This is a genomic window from Streptomyces shaanxiensis (genome assembly GCF_039537145.1).
Classification (GTDB): domain Bacteria; phylum Actinomycetota; class Actinomycetes; order Streptomycetales; family Streptomycetaceae; genus Streptomyces; species Streptomyces shaanxiensis.
On sequence record NZ_BAAAZY010000018.1, the window covers coordinates 15,075 to 32,075 of the forward strand.

Annotated in this window: 15 protein-coding genes; 1 reads left to right on the plus strand and 14 read right to left on the minus strand. The window is 72.7% G+C overall.

What is annotated here, in order from left to right:
* Positions 1-168 precede the first annotated feature (168 nt).
* From ABD932_RS30265 to ABD932_RS30275, 3 genes are read right to left on the minus strand one after another with little or no spacing between them, the layout of a single operon-like run.
* Positions 169-918: a DUF4097 family beta strand repeat-containing protein gene (locus tag ABD932_RS30265; RefSeq protein WP_345017426.1), complete on the minus strand. Its 750-nt coding sequence runs from the start codon at positions 916-918 to the stop codon at positions 169-171.
* 5 nt (positions 919-923) lie between these two features.
* Positions 924-1,568, minus strand: coding sequence for a response regulator transcription factor (locus ABD932_RS30270; RefSeq protein ID WP_345017428.1), 645 nt, complete (start codon positions 1,566-1,568; stop codon positions 924-926).
* Positions 1,559-2,914: a sensor histidine kinase gene (locus ABD932_RS30275; protein WP_345017430.1), complete on the minus strand. Its 1,356-nt coding sequence runs from the start codon at positions 2,912-2,914 to the stop codon at positions 1,559-1,561. The genes ABD932_RS30270 and ABD932_RS30275 overlap by 10 nt, the downstream gene beginning before the upstream one ends.
* 166 nt (positions 2,915-3,080) lie before the next feature.
* Between ABD932_RS30275 and ABD932_RS30280 the strand changes: the two genes are divergently transcribed.
* Positions 3,081-3,491, plus strand: coding sequence for a hypothetical protein (locus ABD932_RS30280; protein WP_345017432.1), 411 nt, complete (start codon positions 3,081-3,083; stop codon positions 3,489-3,491).
* A 64-nt stretch (positions 3,492-3,555) separates the two neighbouring features.
* On the opposite strand, the gene ABD932_RS30285 is transcribed toward ABD932_RS30280, so the two are convergent.
* The 11 genes from ABD932_RS30285 to ABD932_RS30335 form a co-directional block, all read right to left on the minus strand.
* On the minus strand, positions 3,556-4,314 hold the full coding sequence (locus tag ABD932_RS30285; protein WP_345017434.1) for an AfsR/SARP family transcriptional regulator: 759 nt from the start codon (positions 4,312-4,314) through the stop codon (positions 3,556-3,558).
* A 273-nt stretch (positions 4,315-4,587) separates the two neighbouring features.
* Positions 4,588-5,670, minus strand: coding sequence for a zinc-binding dehydrogenase (locus ABD932_RS30290; protein WP_345017436.1), 1,083 nt, complete (start codon positions 5,668-5,670; stop codon positions 4,588-4,590).
* A 33-nt stretch (positions 5,671-5,703) separates the two neighbouring features.
* Entirely contained in the window at positions 5,704-5,994 is a 291-nt protein-coding gene (locus tag ABD932_RS30295; protein ID WP_345017438.1) for an acyl carrier protein, read from the minus strand.
* Positions 5,991-7,010: an alpha/beta fold hydrolase gene (locus ABD932_RS30300; protein WP_345017440.1), complete on the minus strand. Its 1,020-nt coding sequence runs from the start codon at positions 7,008-7,010 to the stop codon at positions 5,991-5,993. Before ABD932_RS30300 ends, ABD932_RS30295 begins: the two co-directional genes overlap by 4 nt.
* Positions 7,003-8,463: a condensation domain-containing protein gene (locus ABD932_RS30305; protein WP_345017442.1), complete on the minus strand. Its 1,461-nt coding sequence runs from the start codon at positions 8,461-8,463 to the stop codon at positions 7,003-7,005. Before ABD932_RS30305 ends, ABD932_RS30300 begins: the two co-directional genes overlap by 8 nt.
* A 142-nt stretch (positions 8,464-8,605) precedes the next feature.
* Positions 8,606-9,379 carry an enoyl-CoA hydratase/isomerase family protein gene (locus ABD932_RS30310; protein ID WP_345017444.1) on the minus strand — a complete coding sequence of 258 codons (774 nt, stop codon included), beginning with the start codon at positions 9,377-9,379 and terminating at the stop codon, positions 8,606-8,608.
* A 32-nt stretch (positions 9,380-9,411) separates the two neighbouring features.
* Entirely contained in the window at positions 9,412-11,124 is a 1,713-nt protein-coding gene (locus tag ABD932_RS30315; RefSeq protein ID WP_345017446.1) for an acyl-CoA dehydrogenase family protein, read from the minus strand.
* Positions 11,121-12,881 (minus strand): acyl-CoA dehydrogenase family protein, encoded by a 1,761-nt coding sequence (locus tag ABD932_RS30320; RefSeq protein ID WP_345017448.1) that lies wholly within the window; start codon positions 12,879-12,881, stop codon positions 11,121-11,123. Before ABD932_RS30320 ends, ABD932_RS30315 begins: the two co-directional genes overlap by 4 nt.
* On the minus strand, positions 12,878-14,710 hold the full coding sequence (locus tag ABD932_RS30325; protein ID WP_345017450.1) for a fatty acyl-AMP ligase: 1,833 nt from the start codon (positions 14,708-14,710) through the stop codon (positions 12,878-12,880). The genes ABD932_RS30320 and ABD932_RS30325 overlap by 4 nt, the downstream gene beginning before the upstream one ends.
* On the minus strand, positions 14,707-15,510 hold the full coding sequence (locus ABD932_RS30330; protein WP_345017452.1) for a thioesterase II family protein: 804 nt from the start codon (positions 15,508-15,510) through the stop codon (positions 14,707-14,709). The genes ABD932_RS30325 and ABD932_RS30330 overlap by 4 nt, the downstream gene beginning before the upstream one ends.
* 242 nt (positions 15,511-15,752) lie before the next feature.
* The coding region (locus tag ABD932_RS30335) for an MFS transporter (protein ID WP_345017454.1) at positions 15,753-17,001 on the minus strand (1,249 nt) is incomplete at its 5' end.

Consider the following 17,001-nt stretch of genomic DNA (forward strand, 5'->3'; position numbering starts at 1 on the left):
AACCACATGATCAACAGCCGTCCACATGTACGTGAAGTACAAGGAGACGGCTCGGGGCGGGCTGGCGGTCAACATCATCGAGTGCTGAGGAACGCTCGCACTCGTCTTCCGCAGCCCGCCGCCCCGCCACACCGCCGCCCCGTCGCCCCGCCGACAAGCGGCCCAGGGTCAGTGGATCTCCACGCCACCCTCGTCCGTCCGTACCGTCACCGTGTGCTTGGCGTCGCGGTCCACGGGCAGGGTGATGTGCGGGGTGCCGCTCTCGCTCTGTGCCTGGATGTAGTAACCGGCGTGGGGCGGCAGGGTGAGGTCGACGTTGCCCTGGTCGGTGGTGACGTCGACGGTGGTGGGGGCGGTCGCGAAGGTGGCGCGGACCTCGCCCTGTTCGGTCTTGGCCTGGAAGGCGGTGGGGCCGGCGTCCTTCACGTCGACCTGGCCGCTGGTGGTGTGCAGCACGAGCGGGCCCTTGGGGCCGGTGAGGTCGATGGCGCCGGCCTCGGTGGTCAGGGCCAGGCGTCCGGTCAGGTCGCTGCCGGTGATCTGGCCGTCGCCCGAGCTGATCTCGGCCGCGAGGGCGGCGGGCAGGGTGATGTCCAGGTTCAGCGAGCAGTCGTCGCCGCAGGAGCCGGTGACCGTGGTCGTCTTCCCCGAGGAACTCACCGACACCTTGGGCGGGTTGTCGGCGTAGTCGCCGGTCGCCGTGACCTGGACCTTGGAGTCGTGGCCGGCGTGCAGGGTGACGCCGCCGTGGGTGTCGACGCGCAGCAGGGAGTCGGGGGCGGCGTTCGCGGTGTGTGTGGAGGAGTACTTCTTGTGGGCGGGAAGGGCGTTGGTGACCAGCCAGGCGCCGGTGCCGGCGACCACGACGAGGACGACCAGGCCGACGGCCAGGATCCAGCGGTTCTTGCGCGTTGCCATGTCTTTCAAGCTCCCAAGTAACGTAGAACGGCGAGCACTCGGCGGTGTTCGCCCTCTTCCGGATGCAGGCCGAACTTCACGAAGATGCTGCGGATGTGCTTCTCGACGGCGGCGGAGCCGATGAACAGCTTGGCGGCGATGCCCGCGTTGGACCGGCCCTCCGCCATCGCGGCCAGCACGTCGCGCTCCCGGGGCGAGAGGGTGGCCATGGGGTCCTGTCTGCGGCTGCGCGCGAGCATCTGCTTGACCACGTCGGGGTCCAGCACGGTGTCGCCGGCCCGGACGCGCTGAAGGGCGTCGACGAACTCGTCGGCGTCGGAGACCCGGTCCTTCAGCAGATACCCGACGCCGCTGGTGGCGCTGTCGATGAGGTCGACGGCGTAGCTCTGCTCGACGTACTGGGACAGCACCAGTACGCCGGTCTCCGGCCAGCTGCTGCGGATGACGAGGGCGGCGCGCAGGCCCTCGTCGACGAAGGTCGGCGGCATCCGTACGTCGACGACACAGACGTCGGGCCGGTGCTCGGCGACGGAGCGCAGCAGGGCGTCCCCGTCACCGACGGCGTCCACGACGTCGATGCCGGCGTCCCGCAGGAGCAGGACGATGCCCTGCCGCAACAGGGCGGAGTCCTCGGCGATCACTACGCGCATTGCATGTCCACTTCGATCAGGGTCGGTCCACCGGGCGGGCTGGTGACGCGCAGTCGGCCGTCGACGCCGGAGACCCGGTCGGCCAGGCCCGCGAGCCCGCCGCCCGGCGAGGCCTCGGCGCCGCCGACGCCGTCGTCGCCGATCGTGACGGCCAGCCGGTCCCCGGAGCGCCGGATCCGCACCCAGGCCTTCTTGGCCTGGGCGTGCTTGGCGACGTTGGTGAGGGCCTCGGTGACGACGAAGTAGGCGATGCCCTCCACGGTCGTCGACGGCCGCGGGCTCACCTCGACGTCGACGTCGACCGGGATCGGCACCCGGGCCGCCACGGCGGACAGGGCGGCGTCCAGGCCCCGGTCGGTGAGGACGGGCGGGTGCAGTCCGCGGGTGAGGTTGCGCAGTTCGGTGATGGCCTCCTGGGCGCTGGCCCGGGCTTCGTCCACCAGCTCCAGCACCGCGTCCTGGCCGGAGTCCTTCAGCCGGGAGCGGGCCCGCCCGAGCGTCATCGCCATGGCGACCAGGCGCTGTTGGGCGCCGTCGTGCAGGTCGCGTTCGATGCGCCGGCGCTCCGCCTCGGCGGCGTCGACCACCCGGGCCCTGCTCTCCGTCAGGTACTCCACCCGCTGGGCCAGCGTGACGTCACGGGGCAGCGCCAGCAGGGTGCGGGCGAGCAGCACGTCGGCGGCGAGCAGACCGCGCACCAGCAGCGGGGCGACGGTGGCCCACAGCAGCAGCGTCACCGCGGAGACCAGCAGCGCGGTGCCGAGGTCGCCGACCGTGATCAGACCCAACGAGGCGGCCCCGGAGGGCAGTTGGGAGTAGTAGGTGGGCAGCAGGACGAGGGCGAGCGGGGCTCCCCACACCAGCACGATGCCGAGCAGGGTCACCAGCGACCAGGGGGCCAGCACCCCGAAGTAGGCCACCAGGCGCCGGCTCGACCGGCTCCTGGCGAGCGCCGCCGCCGAGGCGAGCAGCGGTCCGGACAGGGTGGGGCGCGGCTGGGGTGGTACGTCCAACTCGCAGATGGCGGCCCAGCGTTGGCGTTCGGCGGCGCCGAGCAGATGCAGCGCCCAGCCCGCGAGGATCACCAGCGGTACGCCGACCAGTCCGGCCGGCACCAGGCAGACCGCGGTGCCGAGTGCGACCAGCACGGCGAAGCCGGCCAGGCCCATCACCGCGTCGGTGGCCAGATGGGCGCTCGCGCGCCACAGGTACGGCGACACCAGAGCCCGGTAGGGGTTCGGTGGCAGGGCGGGGTCCGGCGGCCGTGCCACCGGTTGCTCGCCGGTGACCATGGGGTCGTCCGGTTCCGACCGGTGGCCGGCGTCGTGGGTGTCGGCCAGAACCATGCGGCCCTCCTCCAGTGACGTTTGCTGATGACACCGGGACGGTAGCGAGGCGGCGGCCCGCGCCGACACGAGGACAACCGACGAGTCGGGGGTAGGGATAACCCACCCCCGGCTCGTGGGTGCGCATGACCGACAGGGCCGCCCCCGGTCGGCCAGAGTGGTGCGTATGACGAAGCAGCAGACGGCAGTTGAGGGCGGCACGCGGACCGTGACCGCTGCCCGCGAGGGCCACACGCGAACCGCACGGGCCGGTGCCGAGCACGTCGCACCCGCGGCCGAAGGCACCCCGCACCGGAGCGACGCCCCGGCCGGACCCGCCTCCCATGCGGAGTTGACCAGGTTCGTCGACCGGTACGGCGACCTGATCGACGACCGGGTGGCGGAGATCGTCGAGGAGATCGTCGACGAGGTGCTCACCGCGCGTGAGGCGCGCCGGCGGCGGCTGTCCGGGTTGCGGCTCTGCTTGGTCGTCGCGGCTCTGTGCGGGGTGTCGGTCCTGCTGCGGGAGACTCCGTACGCCGTCGCCGCGGCCTGGCTGGCGGGTGCGGCGATCTGTGTGCGCGGCTGCGGGAGTTGAGGCCCTGAGCGAAGGGGCGCGGCGGTCACGGTCGGGCGGTCGCGGCCCTCGCGGGCGGGCGGGCTCACACCGCGGGCTGGAGTTCGGGACGGCCGGTGAGGATGCCCTGATAGACGTCGGTGAGGACCTGACTGGGGTCCACACCGAGCTCCTCGGCGAGCATCTGGCGCCCTTCGTGATAGACGGCGATGGCCTCGGACTGCCGGCCACAGCGGTGCAGGACGAGCATCAGCTGGGCCCGCACCCGCTCGTGGAACGGGTGTCTGGTGACCATCTTGAGCAGTTCCGGCACCAGATCGGTGTGTCTGCCGAGCGCGAGAAACGCCTCGATACGGCCCTCCAGAGCGGTCATCCGGGCCTCTTCGAAACCTGGAGACTCCTCAGTGAGAAGGTGTTCCGTGCCGTCCGTGAGCGCATTTCCCCGGAACAGGGAGAGTGCATCGCTGAGATACTTCGCGGCGAGCCGGAAACGACGTTCCGTCAGAGCGTCGCGCCCCATGCGCGACAGGCGCGTGAAATCTTTCCAGTCGCACCACGCATCACCGACGGACATTGCATAACCATGACCTTGGCGCGTTATTGAAACCTGGCCGTCCAGGGACTTTCTCAAACGTGAAATGTAGGTGTATATCTGCGCATCACAGGTTTTCGGCGGCCGGTCCCGCCAGAGCAGATATCCCAGCCTGGAGTCGGTGACAACCTGACCGTCGGCCATGAGGAGCGCTGCGAGTACGGTCTTCGGCTTGGTCCCGCCGAGTTGTATTGCGTCCCCATTCAATAGGACATCTATTGGCCCCAGGATGCGAAATTTCATCGAATCCATAGATTTTACCCCCGAGTGCATTCCATGTGCAGGGCGTTGCACCGGTAAACATGCTACATGAAACTGCAGGTCACACGACACGGGAGTTGGGTATTGAACTAACTAAGAGTCATGAGTCAATTCCATAGAAACATATTGCTCGCTCTTTACGCACTGCCCGGGAACCCGGGGCACCCGCGCCCCCTCGCGAGGAACTCGCGGAAGCGCCCAAAAGCGCGGGCCGCACCGAGAGTGTCCCGGTGCGGCCCGCGCTGTGCCGTGAGCGGAATGCGGTCAGGTGCCGACCAGCCGCGGATCCACCGTGATCTTGGCGTGCCGGCCTCCCCCGGTCAGCTCGGCGACGGCATCGGCGAGCCCGTCGAGTCCGGTGCGGCCGGTGATGACGACGCCCGCGTCGATCCGGCCGTCGGCGATGTCCCGCAGCGTCTGCCGGTACTCGGCCGGGCTGCCGCCGAACGAGCCCCGGATGTCCAGTTCCTTGTGCGCCACCACCCCGGGGTCGACGGTGTCGGGCCGCAGACACACACCGACCACGACGACGGTCGAGCCGGCCGGCGCGCCCCGCACCACCTGGTCGAGCATGCCGGGCGCACCCACGCACTCGAACAGCACGGCGTCGCGCACCTTCAGCCCCCGGTACTCGGCGGCCATCCGGTCCATCGTCCCGGTGACCACACCGAGCGAACTCCAGCGGTCGTACGGCGACTCCACCGCGGGGTCGATCAGCACGTCCGCGCCCAACCGCTCGGCGAGCGCCCGCCGCTCGGCCGAGAAGTCGACGGCGACGACGGGCCCGTGCCCCTGCGCCTTCAGTACGGCGACGACGCCGAGGCCGATGGGGCCGAGGCCCAGGACGACCGCCACGTCGCCCGAGGTCATGCCCGAGCGCCGGACCGCGCGGGCCGCGACGGAGAAGGGTTCCGTCAGTGCCGCGACCTCGGCGGGGAGTCCGCCCGGCACCGCCATGGTGAACGCCTCCGGCAGGAGCATGTACTCGCCGAAGCCGCCCGGGAACGCCGGGGTGTAGCCGATGATCCCGGAACCCTGCGGACCGAACCCGATCGGCGGGCCGCACACGGTCGTGCCGACCGGCAGCGCGCGCACGGTGCCGGGCCCGTAGTCCACGACCTCGGCCGCGAACTCATGGCCCAGCACGATGCCGTCGCGGATGTCGTGCGGGGTGCCACCCGTGCGGCGCATGATGTCCATGAACGCATCCGGGTCGTCGAGCGCATGCAGGTCCGACCCGCAGATCCCGCAGGCCAGGGTGCGTACCAGCACCTGTCCTGCCTGCGGTACGGGGTCGGGCACCTCCTCGACGACGAGGGCTCCGTCACGGGTGATCGCGGCGCGCATGGCCGTACTCCTTCCTGCGTCTGCTCCGTCCGGTCAGCCGTCGGCGCGCGAGGCGGCGACCAGTTCCCGCACCAGTCCGGCGATGGACTCGATCGTCGGGTGGTCCCAGGCCAGCGTGGGCTCCACCTCGATCTCGTACTCGTCCTCGATGTCGCCGACCAGGGCCAGTGCGTACACCGAGTCGAGGCCGTACTCGACGAGCTTGCCGTCGGGCGCGATGCCGCTCGTCGGGACGTCGAGGTAGAAGGCCACCTTCTCGACCAGCCAGTCGACGACGGCCTGGTGGTCGGCGGTGGTGGCGGAGGGCTGCTGTGCGGTGGTCATCGGTGCTCCAAGGTCGTGGAAGAGGTCGTCGAAGAGTCGGACGGTTCGAGGGATCGGCAGAAGGCGGCCAGCGCCTCGGTCACGGCGGTCGGCCGCTCCTGCTGCACCCAGTGGCCGCAGCCCGGCAGCAGGATCAGATCGCTCAGATACGGCACCCAGCGCCGGAGTTCGGCCTCCAGGTGCGCGGGGTCGAGGGCGCGGATCACGAAGTCGTCCGCGCCGGCCAGGTACAGCGCGGGCACCGGGATCGGAGCCTTGGCGAGGGGGGCGGTCAGCTCCCAGTTGGCGGTGAGGTTGCGGTACCAGTTCAGGCCGCCGGTGAAGCCGGTGCGGCCGAACTCCCGGGCGTAGACGGCGATGTCGTCCTCGGTCAGCCAGTCGGGCAGGGCGCCGGTGTCCGGGTAGATGTCGAGCAGGTCGCCGCCCTCCGGGACCACCGGGTCGACGGCGGGGGCCCCGCCGGAGGTGCCGCCCAGCATGCGGCGGAACGTGGCGGGCAGGTCCCGGACCAGCTCCTCGTCCGCGACGCCGGGGGTCTGGAAGTGGAGCATGTAGTGGCGGTCGCCGAAGGCACGGCGCAGGGCGGGCAGCGGGGGCAGGCCGCTGCGCGGGCGGTAGGGGATGCTCAGGCCCGCCACGCCGCGCACCCGGTCCGGGCGCATCAGGGCGGTGTGCCAGGCCAGTTGGGAACCCCAGTCGTGACCGACCACCACGGCGCGCCCGGCGCCGAGCGCGTCGAGGAGGGCGACGACGTCGCCGACCAGATGGTGGATCGTGTAGGCGGCGGTGTCGTCGGGGCGGTCGCTGCCGCCGTAGCCGCGCAGGTCCGGGGCGACGGCGTGGAAACCGGCCGCGGCGAGCCCGGTGAGCTGGTGCCGCCACGAGTACGACAGCTCGGGGAACCCGTGCAGCAGCAGGACGAGGGGGCCCTCGCCCGCCTCGGCGACCTGGAAGCCGCGGCCGCCGGCGCGCAGGGTGCGGTGGGTGATCAGCGCGCTGTGGGTGTTGTCAGGCACTCCGGGACACCTCTTCGTACTCGTCGGCGTCCTCGAAGCCGTCCGTGTCGTCCATGTCGTCCGTGTCGTCGAAGCCCATCAGACGGGCCAGTTCCGCGGCGTCCATCAGCTGGAGGCGGGCGACGGGAGCGTCCGGGTCGGCGGCGGACTGGTCGGCCGCGCGGACGAACAGGTCGGCGAAGCGCGCCACGGTGGCCGGGTCGAAGAGGTCGACGTCGTAGCGGAAGTCGACCGACAGCGTCTCGGCGCTCTGCCGGATGTTCACGGAGAGGTCCAGCTGGCCCTCGGCCTGCGGCAGCGGGGACGGCGCCAGCACCAGTCCGGCGTACTCGATGGCGTCGCCGCCGCTCTCGCTGTCCAGGAGCAGCCGCATCAGCGGGTCCGGGGACGCGGTGCCGATCATGTTGAAGGTGATCTGGCACAGGGAGGCACCCGAGCTGCTGCGCGGCCGGTTCGCGGTGCGGGTGAGCAGCGAGAAGGGGTAGCCCACGCCCGCGATGCCCGCGCGGACCTGCTGGTCGGCGGCCACGGCCGCGTCGCGGAACGTGGTCGTGGGGCCGAACTCGGCGCGGAAGACGAGGGTGTTGATGAAGTTGCCGACGACCTCGCGCAGGGCCGGGGTCGTGCGGGTGGTGGTCGGGCAGCCGACGAGGAAGTCGTTCTGCCGGGTGTAGCGGTGCAGCAGGCCCTGGAAGGTGCCCAGCAGATAAGAGAAGAGGGTGACGCCGGACGTGCGCGCGGCCTCCCTCAGGCGGGCCACCAGGGGCGCGTCGAGGTCGATGGTGTGGGTCGCGCCGACGCCGGTGCGCTGCGCGGGGCGGGGCCGGTCGGTGGGGAGCTCGGCGGGGCCGGCGCCGTCACAGCGGGCGTGCCACTGGGCGGCGAGCCGTTCGCCACGCGGCGAGGCCAGCAGCGCCGCCTCCTTGGCGACGTAGGCGTCGTAGTCACCGGGGACCGGGGCGAGGCCCGCCTCGCCGTCGGCCGTGAGTCGACCGTGGGCGTGGATCACGTCGCGCAGGAGCAGCCAGTTGGAGGTGGCGTCGGTGCCGATGTGGTGACCGGCGACGAGGAGGACGGCATCCGCGGGCGTACGGCGCAGCAGGACGAACCGGAAGGCGCCCTCGGTGTCCAGCGCGAACGGCTCGTTGAGGGCGTCGCGGACGGCCCGGTGCAGCTCCGTGTCGTCGAGCCCCGGTACCTCGCGCACCTCCAGGCGCGGGGGCACGGGCGCCGGGGAGAGCCGTACGGGCCGCCCCTCGTGCCGGGCGAACGCGGAGTCGGCCATGGGGTGCCGGCGGACGGTCGCGGCGACGGCCTCGGCCAGGACGGCCGGGTCGAGCGCGCTGCGCACGGCGAGGGCGACCCCGGTGTGGTAGGCGCTGCTCGCGGGGGCCAGCTCGTGGAGGAACCACAGGGCCTGCTGCGCGTGCGAGAGCTGATGGTGAGTCGGCATCGTTGTCTTTCTGTCGGCGCCGCCGGCGGTCGGGGATGTGGCACGGGCTCTGAGGAACGCGCTCGTCACCGCTGGGCTCGCCTCTTCCCACGCTGCCGAGATGATCTATACGGCAGCCATATCGCCCGGCTCGGTGTCCCGTTCACCGGCCGGTGAAGGTGGGGATCGCGCCGCCGAGGAAGGCGTCGATGCCGATGCGGTGGTCCTCGGTGGCGAACAGCCCCGTGAACTCCCGGCACTCGACGCCCATCCCGGTCTCCAGCGGCGTTCCGAAGCCCTCGTCCACGGCCCGTTTGGCGGCGGCCAGGGCCGCGGTGGGCCCCTGGGCGAACTCCTCGGCGAGGCTGCGGGCGGCGTGGTCGACGTCCTCGTCGGCGACGACCTCGTCCACCAAGCCGATCTCCAGGGCTTGTTGGGCGGTCAACGGCCGCCCGCCGAAGATGAGCTTCTTGGCGTGGCCGGGCCCCACCAGGCGGGGCAGTCGCTGGGTGCCGCCGGTGCCGGGGATCAGGCCGAGCCGGATCTCGGGCAGGCCGAGCCGGGCACCGCGCCCGGCGATGCGGTAGTCGGCGCACAGGGCGAGTTCCAGGCCGCCGCCGAGGGCGTAACCGCTGATCGCGGCCACGACCGGCTTGGGGATGGCGGCCATGGCGCTGAACCCGGCCTGGAGTCGCTCGGTGTGGGCTCGGACCTCGGCCGGCGGCCGGCCGGCCATGCCGTGCAGGTCGGCGCCGGAGGCGAAGACCCGCTTGCTGCCGCGCAGGATCACGGCCCGTACGGCGTCGTCGCGGCCCACCTCCTCGGCGGCCGCGGTCATCTCCCCCGGCACGGCCGGGTCCACTCCGCTGACCTTGGGGCGCACGACCCTGATGGTCGCCACCGGGCCGTCCTTGTCCGCCCGGACGAATACCGCCACAGTTCCTCCTCCTGCCCTCTTCTGCCTTGCTGTCACGCCAGTCGGCGGCCGACGAGATCGAAGCCGTCACGCCTCTGGTGACGGTGCGTCAGCTCGCGGAAGATCTCCTCGTGCGCCGCTTCCGCGCCCGGTACCGGCGCGAGTCCCAGGCGGGCGGCCAGTCGGCCGAGTGCGCCGGTGAGCCAGCCGGGGTCGCGCAGGAAGGCGCCGGGGTGGTCGTTGTGCCGCCAGACGCCGACACAGGCGGCCGCCGCGAGCAGCACGGCGTACCGCTCGGCGAGCTCGAAGCTGACGGGTCCGGCCAGCGGTGTGCGGTCGCGGGGAGCCAACTCGCCGCACTGGCGCCTGAGTTCGCGCAGCTCGTCGGTGAACCGCCCCAGCAGGGGCCCGAGGACGGGCTCGGCGCGCAGCTCGGCCTCGGCGGTGACCAGAGTCGCCATCAGCGGGTCCTGGCGGCCGGCCGTGATGGCCAGGCGACGGAGGTCCAGGTCGGGCAGTGGCCCGTCCAGGTGGAACAGTCCGGCGGGGGCCGGGGCGTCGTCGGACAGCCAGGCGCGGCGGGCCAGCCGGGGCAGCTGGGGGATGATCGTCGCCAGGCAGACGGTGCCGCCGGCGTGCACCAGCGAGGCCACCGGCAGATCGCGCAGGTGTTTCTGGAACACCGCGTGCGGGCCTTCGCGCAGGAACGAGCGCGCCCCCAGCACCACCGCCAGGGCGTCCACCGCGTCCCGCATCAGCAGCGGCACCAGGAACTTCACGGCGGCCGCGTACACACTGGTCTGCTCGGGCAGTACATGCAGCGCCCGGCACACGGTGGTGGCAAGGCAGTCGGCGGCGAGCAGGTCCAGGAAGGCGCCGGTCAGCACCGCGCGGGCGTGCGGGAGTTCGGTGACGGTACGGCGGTACAGGCGCCGCTCGGTGGCGAAGTCCAGGACGGTGCGCAGCTGCTGGTCGAGGGTGCCCACGGCCGCTCCGGGCAGTACGGCCCGGGTCACCTGGAAGGCGCGCAGGACCGTCTCCATCGCCTCCCCCAGGCCGCCGGCGACGGTGTCGAGGGGCAGCGGGCAGTCGCGGAACTCCAGCCCGCCCAGGTACATGGCGCGGACGCCGCTGGTGCGGTAGCGGGGCAGGTGGCGCAGCCGGTCGCGGGGTGCCGTGGCGGGGTCCATGAGCACCAGGGAGTGGCTGCGGCTGCCGGGCGCGTCGCTGGTGCGGGCCAGGACGGTCACCGCCTCGGCGCGCGCGATGTTGTTGATGATCTCCTTGCGGCCGTTCAGGACGAGCTCGGCGCCGCGCACCTCGGCCCGGAAGCCGGTGCGGGTCACGTCGTTGCCGGTCGACATGTCGGTGTACGCGGCGGCGATACGGCCGTTGCGCAGCAGGACGTCGGCCAGCCACCGGCGCTGGTCCGGGCGTCCGGCGGCCCAGACGTTCACCGAGCCGACCAGGTTGCTGGCGCCGTGCCCGAGGCCGAGGGCGATGTCGCGGCGGAACAACGGCCGCAGCACGCGGGCCAGTTCGTCGGCGCGGGTCAGCCGGCCGCCGAGGTCGGCGGGGACGAACTCCGCGCCGAGCCCGTAGGCGTCGAGGGCGCGTTCGCCGGTGGCCAGGAGGTCGCCGCGTTCGTCGGCGGCGATGAGGGCGGCGAAACCGAGCGGGTTGTCCGGGTCGCCGGGGTCGCCGAGGAGGGCCTCCAGTGGCGCCATGGTGGCGGGGGCGGCGACGGGGTGGGGCGCTGTGGTCACGCGCTCTCCTTCATCGGGTGGTAAAGGAGGGAGGGCAGCTGCCCGGACTCGTACTGGGCGATGAGGGTGGGCACCAGGCGCTCCAGGACGTCGTCGCCGGCGTCGGGCCGGGCGGCGCCGAGGTGGTCGAGGACCCGGGCGAGCGCGGCCTCCAACCAGCGGCCGTCCTGCCACAGCTCGGCCGTGTGCCCGGCGTCCGCCGCGGTCTCGGCGACGGTGTGCCGGTTGCGCAGCCAGAGGTGGACGGCGGCCGAGGCGGCGAAGCACCAGGCGTACCGCTCGGCCAGCGCGAACGCGGACGCGGGCACGTCGACGGCCTTCGGCCGGTAGCCGTCGAGCTCGGCGGCGAGGCCTTCGGCGGCGGCCAGCACGCCCTCGGCGCGACGTGCCACCGCGGCGGGCAGCTCGCCCCGCCCCGCGAGCGCGGACAGCTCCCGTACGCCCGTCGCCAGCGCCTGGACGACGCTGCAGCCGGTGCGGGGCAGCAGGGACAGCCGGTCGCGGTCGAAGTCGGGCAGGTCGGCGGTGAGCGTCGTGGCGGCCTTGAGCCCGGCCTCGTCGACCCTGCCGCGCCGCCACTGCCGGGCCAGCAGCGGGAAGTGGTTGATCAGGGCGTGCAGGTTGACCACGGTGTTGCCGTCGAAGATGCCGACGATGCGGTGGTCGCGCTGGAGCTTCTGGAACCGGCCGTGCTCATAGGTGTCCCCCACCAGCAGCGAGCGTGCCCCGAGCACGGTGGACAGCCGGGCGATCACCCCGTCGACCAGGGTCGGCACGAAGTACTTGGTGACGGCGGAGACGGTGGCGAGCTCGCCGGTGAGGGCGTGCAGGGCACGGCCGGCCACCAGGGTCGTCGCCTCGGCGAGCAGCACGTCGGCGTACGACTGCGCGAGCAGTCGCCGCGTCTGGGGCAGGTCGACGAGCCGGTCGCCGTAGGCGTGCCGGTCCAGGGCGTAGCCGGTGGCCAGCGCGAGGGCGTGGTCGGCGGCGCCCAGGGACAGCGCGGCGCACAGGGTGCGGGTCAACTGGAGGCTCTTGAGGACGATCTCGCTGCCCTCGCCCTCGGCACCGACCAGCGCGGACTCGGGGATCCGGGCGTCGGCGAAGGCGACCCCGCTGATGTCGGCGCCCCGGATGCCGTGCAGCCGCACCTGAGGCAGCGGCCGGTACACGGTCCGTTCGAGGCGCTGCTTGTCGACCATCAGCAGGCTGAAGCCGCGCGGCCCCTCGGTGTCCCGGGTGCGGGCCAGCACGCAGATCAGCTGGCCCCGGTTGGCGTTGTTGATCAGCCACTTCTCGCCGTCGAGCCGGTAGTGGCCGCCGTCCCGGCGCGCGGTCACCTCACCGGCGAGCAGATCGCTGCCGTGGTCCCGCTCGGTCAGCCCCCAGGACACCACGGCCCCGTCGGCCACCCGCGCCGCGAGCTCCCCGACCTGGCGGGCGTCGCCGCCGACCCAGACGGAGACGGCGCCGAGGAAGGTCTTGCCGTGGGCGACGGCGACGGTCAGATCGCGCCGGGCGACCGCCCGCATCAGCTGCAACACCTGCTCGTACGAGTGGAGTTCACCGCCGTGGACGTACGGCACGTACTGGCGGTGCAGACCCAGCAGGTCCAGTTCCCGGCAGATCTCCAGCGGGAACTCCTCCCGGTCGTCCAGCGCGCCGCAGCGGGCGTACGAGAACAGCCGGCCCTCGTCGGCGGGGTCGCCCAGGCGCCGGTCGAGGTCGGCGGCGGCGAGGTAGGGGGCGTGTCTCACGCGGACCGTCCGGAGGCCGTCTGCGCTGTCTCCCGGTACGCGCGCCGGACGGGGGCGTCGAGGTCCTCGTACAGGCCCGCGAGGGAGTCGTCCATGAACATCTGCCGCATGTGGGAGCGCCTGATCTTGCCACTGGTGGTGCGGCGGACCTGGCCGGGCCGCAGGAACACCACGCCGCCGACGCGGATGCCGGCGCGCTCGGCCAGCGCGCCGCGCACGGTGCGGGCCAGCTCGGGCAGGTCGACCGGTGCGGACCGGCGGGGGCGCATCTCCTGGAGGACGACGACCCGTTCGCCGTCGGCGGGGACCGCGCAGACGCTGCCGACGAGGCCCTGGAACGCCTCGTGCAGGTCCTGGACCTCGCGCTCCAGGTCGTGCGGGTAGAGGTTGCGGCCGTTGACGACGAGCATCTCCTTGACCCGGCCGGTGACGAAGAGTTCGCCGTCGCTGAGGGCTCCGGTGTCGCCGGTGCGCAGGTAGGGGCCGTCGCCCTCGGCGGTGTGGGCGCGGAAGATCCGCTCGGTGGCCTCAGGGTTGCGCCAGTAGCCGTCGGTGACGCTGGCGCCGCGCACCCAGATCTCGCCGATCCGGCCGTCGGGCAGCGTCCGCCCTGTGTCGGGGTCGACGATCCGCACGGTCAGGTCGTTGACCCGGCCGCTGCTGACCAGCCGGGCGCCCTCGGCGTCTGCGGGCAGGGCGCGGATCTCCTTGCGGGCCAGGGCGTCGGCGTCGACGGTGGCGAGGGCCGGGGCGCGGTCGGGGCGGGTGCCGGTGACGAGGAGGGTCGTCTCGGCCATGCCGTAACAGGGGTTGAAGGCGTCGAGGCGGAAGCCGGCGGGGGCGAAGCGTTCGGCGAAGGCCAGCAGGGTGCGGGCGCTGACGGGTTCGGAGCCGTTGCCCGCGTTGCGCAGCCGGGACAGGTCCACGCCGGCGAGCTGTTCGTCGGTGACGCGGCGGACGCACAGGTCGTAGGCGAAGTTCGGGGCGACGGTGGTGGTGATGTCGTAGGTGTCGAGCAGCCTCAGCCACAGGTGCGGGCGGCGCAGGAAGTCCATGGGCGCCATGAGGATGGTGGTCGCGCCCAGGTGCAGGGGCAGCAGCAGCTTGCCCATGAGGCCCATGTCGTGGTGCTGCGGCAGCCAACTGCCCATGCGGGCCTCGGAGTCGAGGTCGAAGGCGTGGGCCATCTCGCCGACGTTGTGGGTGAGCGAGCCGTGGGTGACCATCACACCCTTGGGGTCGCTGGTCGAGCCGGACGTGTACTGGAGGATGACGAGGGTGGCGTCGTCCAGCGGCGGCACCCGCCAGCCGGGCGCCTCGGCCAGGTCGAGGGTGTCGGTGGCGACGCAGGGTACGTCCTCGGCGTCGGCCTCCTTCAGGAAGGTGCTGACGGAGGGCAGGTCGCCGGAGGTGGTGAGCACGAGGCGGACGTCGGCGTCGCGCACGATCCCGGCGGACCGGGTGTCGTGGCCGCGCTGCTGCCCCGGCATCGGGGACGGTACGGCGACCACACCGGCGTACATACAGCCGATGAGCACCTTCACGAACTCCAGCCCGGTGCCGTACAGCAGCAGCACCCGGTCGCCGACCATGCACCGCCCGCGCAGCCAGGCGGCGACCTTGCGGGCCTCGCGGTCGAGTGCGCGGTACGTCAGGGTCTCCTCGACGGGCCGGCCGTCGGGGTGCCGGACGAAGACCACGGCCGGGTGGTCCGGGGTCTCGAGTGCGTGTTGTTCGAGGCGGCTCACCAGGTGGTCGGGGCTCGCGAGGGCGTCGCGTTCGTCGCGCATGTGCTCGGACGGCCTTTCTGTGCTGCGGTGGGTGGTCACGCGCCGTGCTCCGCGGCGGCCCCGGCCGCCCGGCCGACGGCCGCGCGCAGGCGCAGGTCGGCCCGGAGGTGGCCGGTCAGGTGGGCGAGCAGTTCGGGTTCCCGCCGCTCCAGGTAGAAGTGGTCGCCGGGGAAGACCCGCATCTCGAAGCCGGCCGTGGTGGTCTCCGACCAGGCGCGGACGTCCTCGATCGCGCAGTCCTCGTCCTGGTCGCCGACGTAGGCCACCACCGGGCAGCGGGTCTTCGCGGCCGGGTCCGGGCGGTAGGTCTCCACCAGCCGGTAGTCGGCCCTGATGACGGGCAGCACCATCTCCAGGAGGGCGGGGTCGTCGATCTCCGCCAGGGAGGACGAGCCCAACTGCCGGATCTCCGCGATGAAGCCGGCGTCGTCCCGGGTGTGCAGGTCGGTGCGCTCGCGGCGGTGCGGGGCGTCGGCGCCGGACACGAACAGCCTGAGCGGGCGCACCCCGTGACGGGCGTCCAGACGCAGGGTCACCTCGTGCGCGACGGCGGCACCCATGCTGTGCCCGAACAGGGCGAGCGGGGTGTCCAGCAGCGGCTCCAGGGCCTGCGCGACGCCGTCCGCGAGCTCCCCGATCGAGTCGGCGAAGGGCTCGGCGAACCGGTCCTGCCGGCCCGGGTAGCAGGTGGCCAGCAACTCGACGTCCTCGGGCAGGCGGTGGGCCCAGGTGCGGTAGGCGGTCGGCGAACCGCCCGCGTGCGGGAGGCACACCAGGCGCAGCCGGGGCGCGGTGGTCGCTCGGTAGCGGCGGAACCACGTGTCCGCTGACTCGGTCATCACTGTCCTTCCGGAACGCCGGGCGGGCTCCCGCCTGCCGGGGGTCGAGAGTGGAGCCCGTACGACGAGGGGCGCCTCAGGGCGGGGGCGTACGGGCCCGACCCACACGCTGCCGCCCGCGTCTATATGCGGGCCATATCGTTTCTGCACAGGCACTTCATGGCACTTCATGGGCACTGCGTGGACGCTGGACGGGCACTGCACGGACGCCACACAGGCGCCGACAACGCCTGACGCGCCGTCTACTTGCCTGCTACGCCGTCGCCCAGGCGTCCGCGCCCCTCCGCCCGTGCGACGGGACTCACGGCAGCTGCCACGGTCAGCAGCAGGACGACGGCGCCGACTCCGATGCCCGTGGTGGTGAGGCCGGCCCGGTCCAGCAGCCATCCCCCGCCGAGGGCGCCGAGGGCGCTGGCGGCGGAGGACAGGGCGCCGGTGGCGCCGTTGACCCGGCCCTGAAGTGCGTCGGGGGTGACGCGCATCTGGTAGATGCTGCCGGCGACGTTGAACAGGCTCGCCACGAAGGAGATGCCCGCCAGGGTGCCGACGAGGACGACGGGACTGCGCGCCAGCACCGACAGCGGCACGAGCACGGTCCAGACGGCGAATCCGGTCACCACCGTCCGGTACAGGCTGGCCCGGCGCAGCCACCACGACGCGCACAGGGCGCCCAGGACACCGCCGACGCCGCCCGCGCCGACGACCACGCCGACGACGGCCGGCGAGTGGCCGCCGCCGTGGACGATCACCATCACCGCCAGCAGCAGCACCTGGAAGACCAGGTTGCTGCCGGCGAAGATCCCCACCATCGTGCGCAGGAACCGCCGTTGCCACAGCCAGCGGACGCCCGCGGTGACCTCGACGTGCAGCGGCTCCCGGGGCCCGCTCGCGGGTTCGGCCGCGAAACGCCGTCTGATGAGCAGCAGCAGGACGAGGGCGACCAGGTTGGCGAGCGCGTTGGCGGTGAACGGCAGCCAGCGGGCGAGCGTGAACAGCGCGCTGCCGCCGGGCTGCCCGAGCAGGCCGATGGCCGCGCCGCGCGCCTCGTTCTGGGCGAGCGCGGCGGACAGTTGACCGGGGCTCACCACATGCCGGACGGTCGCCCGTTCGGACAGCTGGTGGACGATCGTCACGGACGCCTGGAGGAACGCGGCGGCCATCAGATGCGGCAGCCAGAACCGCCCGGCCAGCTCGGCCGCGGCGACACTTCCGACGACCAGCACGCCCAGCACGTCGCAGCCGATCATCAGCCTGCGGCGGTCGAGCCGGTCGACCAGCGCACCGGAGGGCAGCTGGACGAGCAGGCCGGGCAGCGCCGCAGCGAAGGTCACCAGCCCCGTCGCGGCGGCCGACCCGGTGTGCCACAGCACGAGCAGCGGGAACGCCGCCATGGTCAGCGACGTACCGAGCCGGGAGACACCGGCGCTCACCCACAGACGGATGAAGTCGGCGTTGCGGCGGAGGGGGACCTCCGCCGGGGGCTCGGCGGCG

Bases quoted from the DNA above. Each gene is read 5' to 3' on its own strand.
- ABD932_RS30265 (WP_345017426.1), bottom strand. From the start codon at position 918: ATGGCAACGCGCAAGAACCGCTGGATCCTGGCCGTCGGCCTGGTCGTC.
- ABD932_RS30270 (WP_345017428.1), bottom strand. From the start codon at position 1,568: ATGCGCGTAGTGATCGCCGAGGACTCCGCCCTGTTGCGGCAGGGCATC.
- ABD932_RS30275 (WP_345017430.1), bottom strand. From the start codon at position 2,914: ATGGTTCTGGCCGACACCCACGACGCCGGCCACCGGTCGGAACCGGAC.
- ABD932_RS30280 (WP_345017432.1), top strand. From the start codon at position 3,081: ATGACGAAGCAGCAGACGGCAGTTGAGGGCGGCACGCGGACCGTGACC.
- ABD932_RS30285 (WP_345017434.1), bottom strand. From the start codon at position 4,314: ATGGATTCGATGAAATTTCGCATCCTGGGGCCAATAGATGTCCTATTG.
- ABD932_RS30290 (WP_345017436.1), bottom strand. From the start codon at position 5,670: ATGCGCGCCGCGATCACCCGTGACGGAGCCCTCGTCGTCGAGGAGGTG.
- ABD932_RS30295 (WP_345017438.1), bottom strand. From the start codon at position 5,994: ATGACCACCGCACAGCAGCCCTCCGCCACCACCGCCGACCACCAGGCC.
- ABD932_RS30305 (WP_345017442.1), bottom strand. From the start codon at position 8,463: ATGCCGACTCACCATCAGCTCTCGCACGCGCAGCAGGCCCTGTGGTTC.
- ABD932_RS30330 (WP_345017452.1), bottom strand. From the start codon at position 15,510: ATGACCGAGTCAGCGGACACGTGGTTCCGCCGCTACCGAGCGACCACC.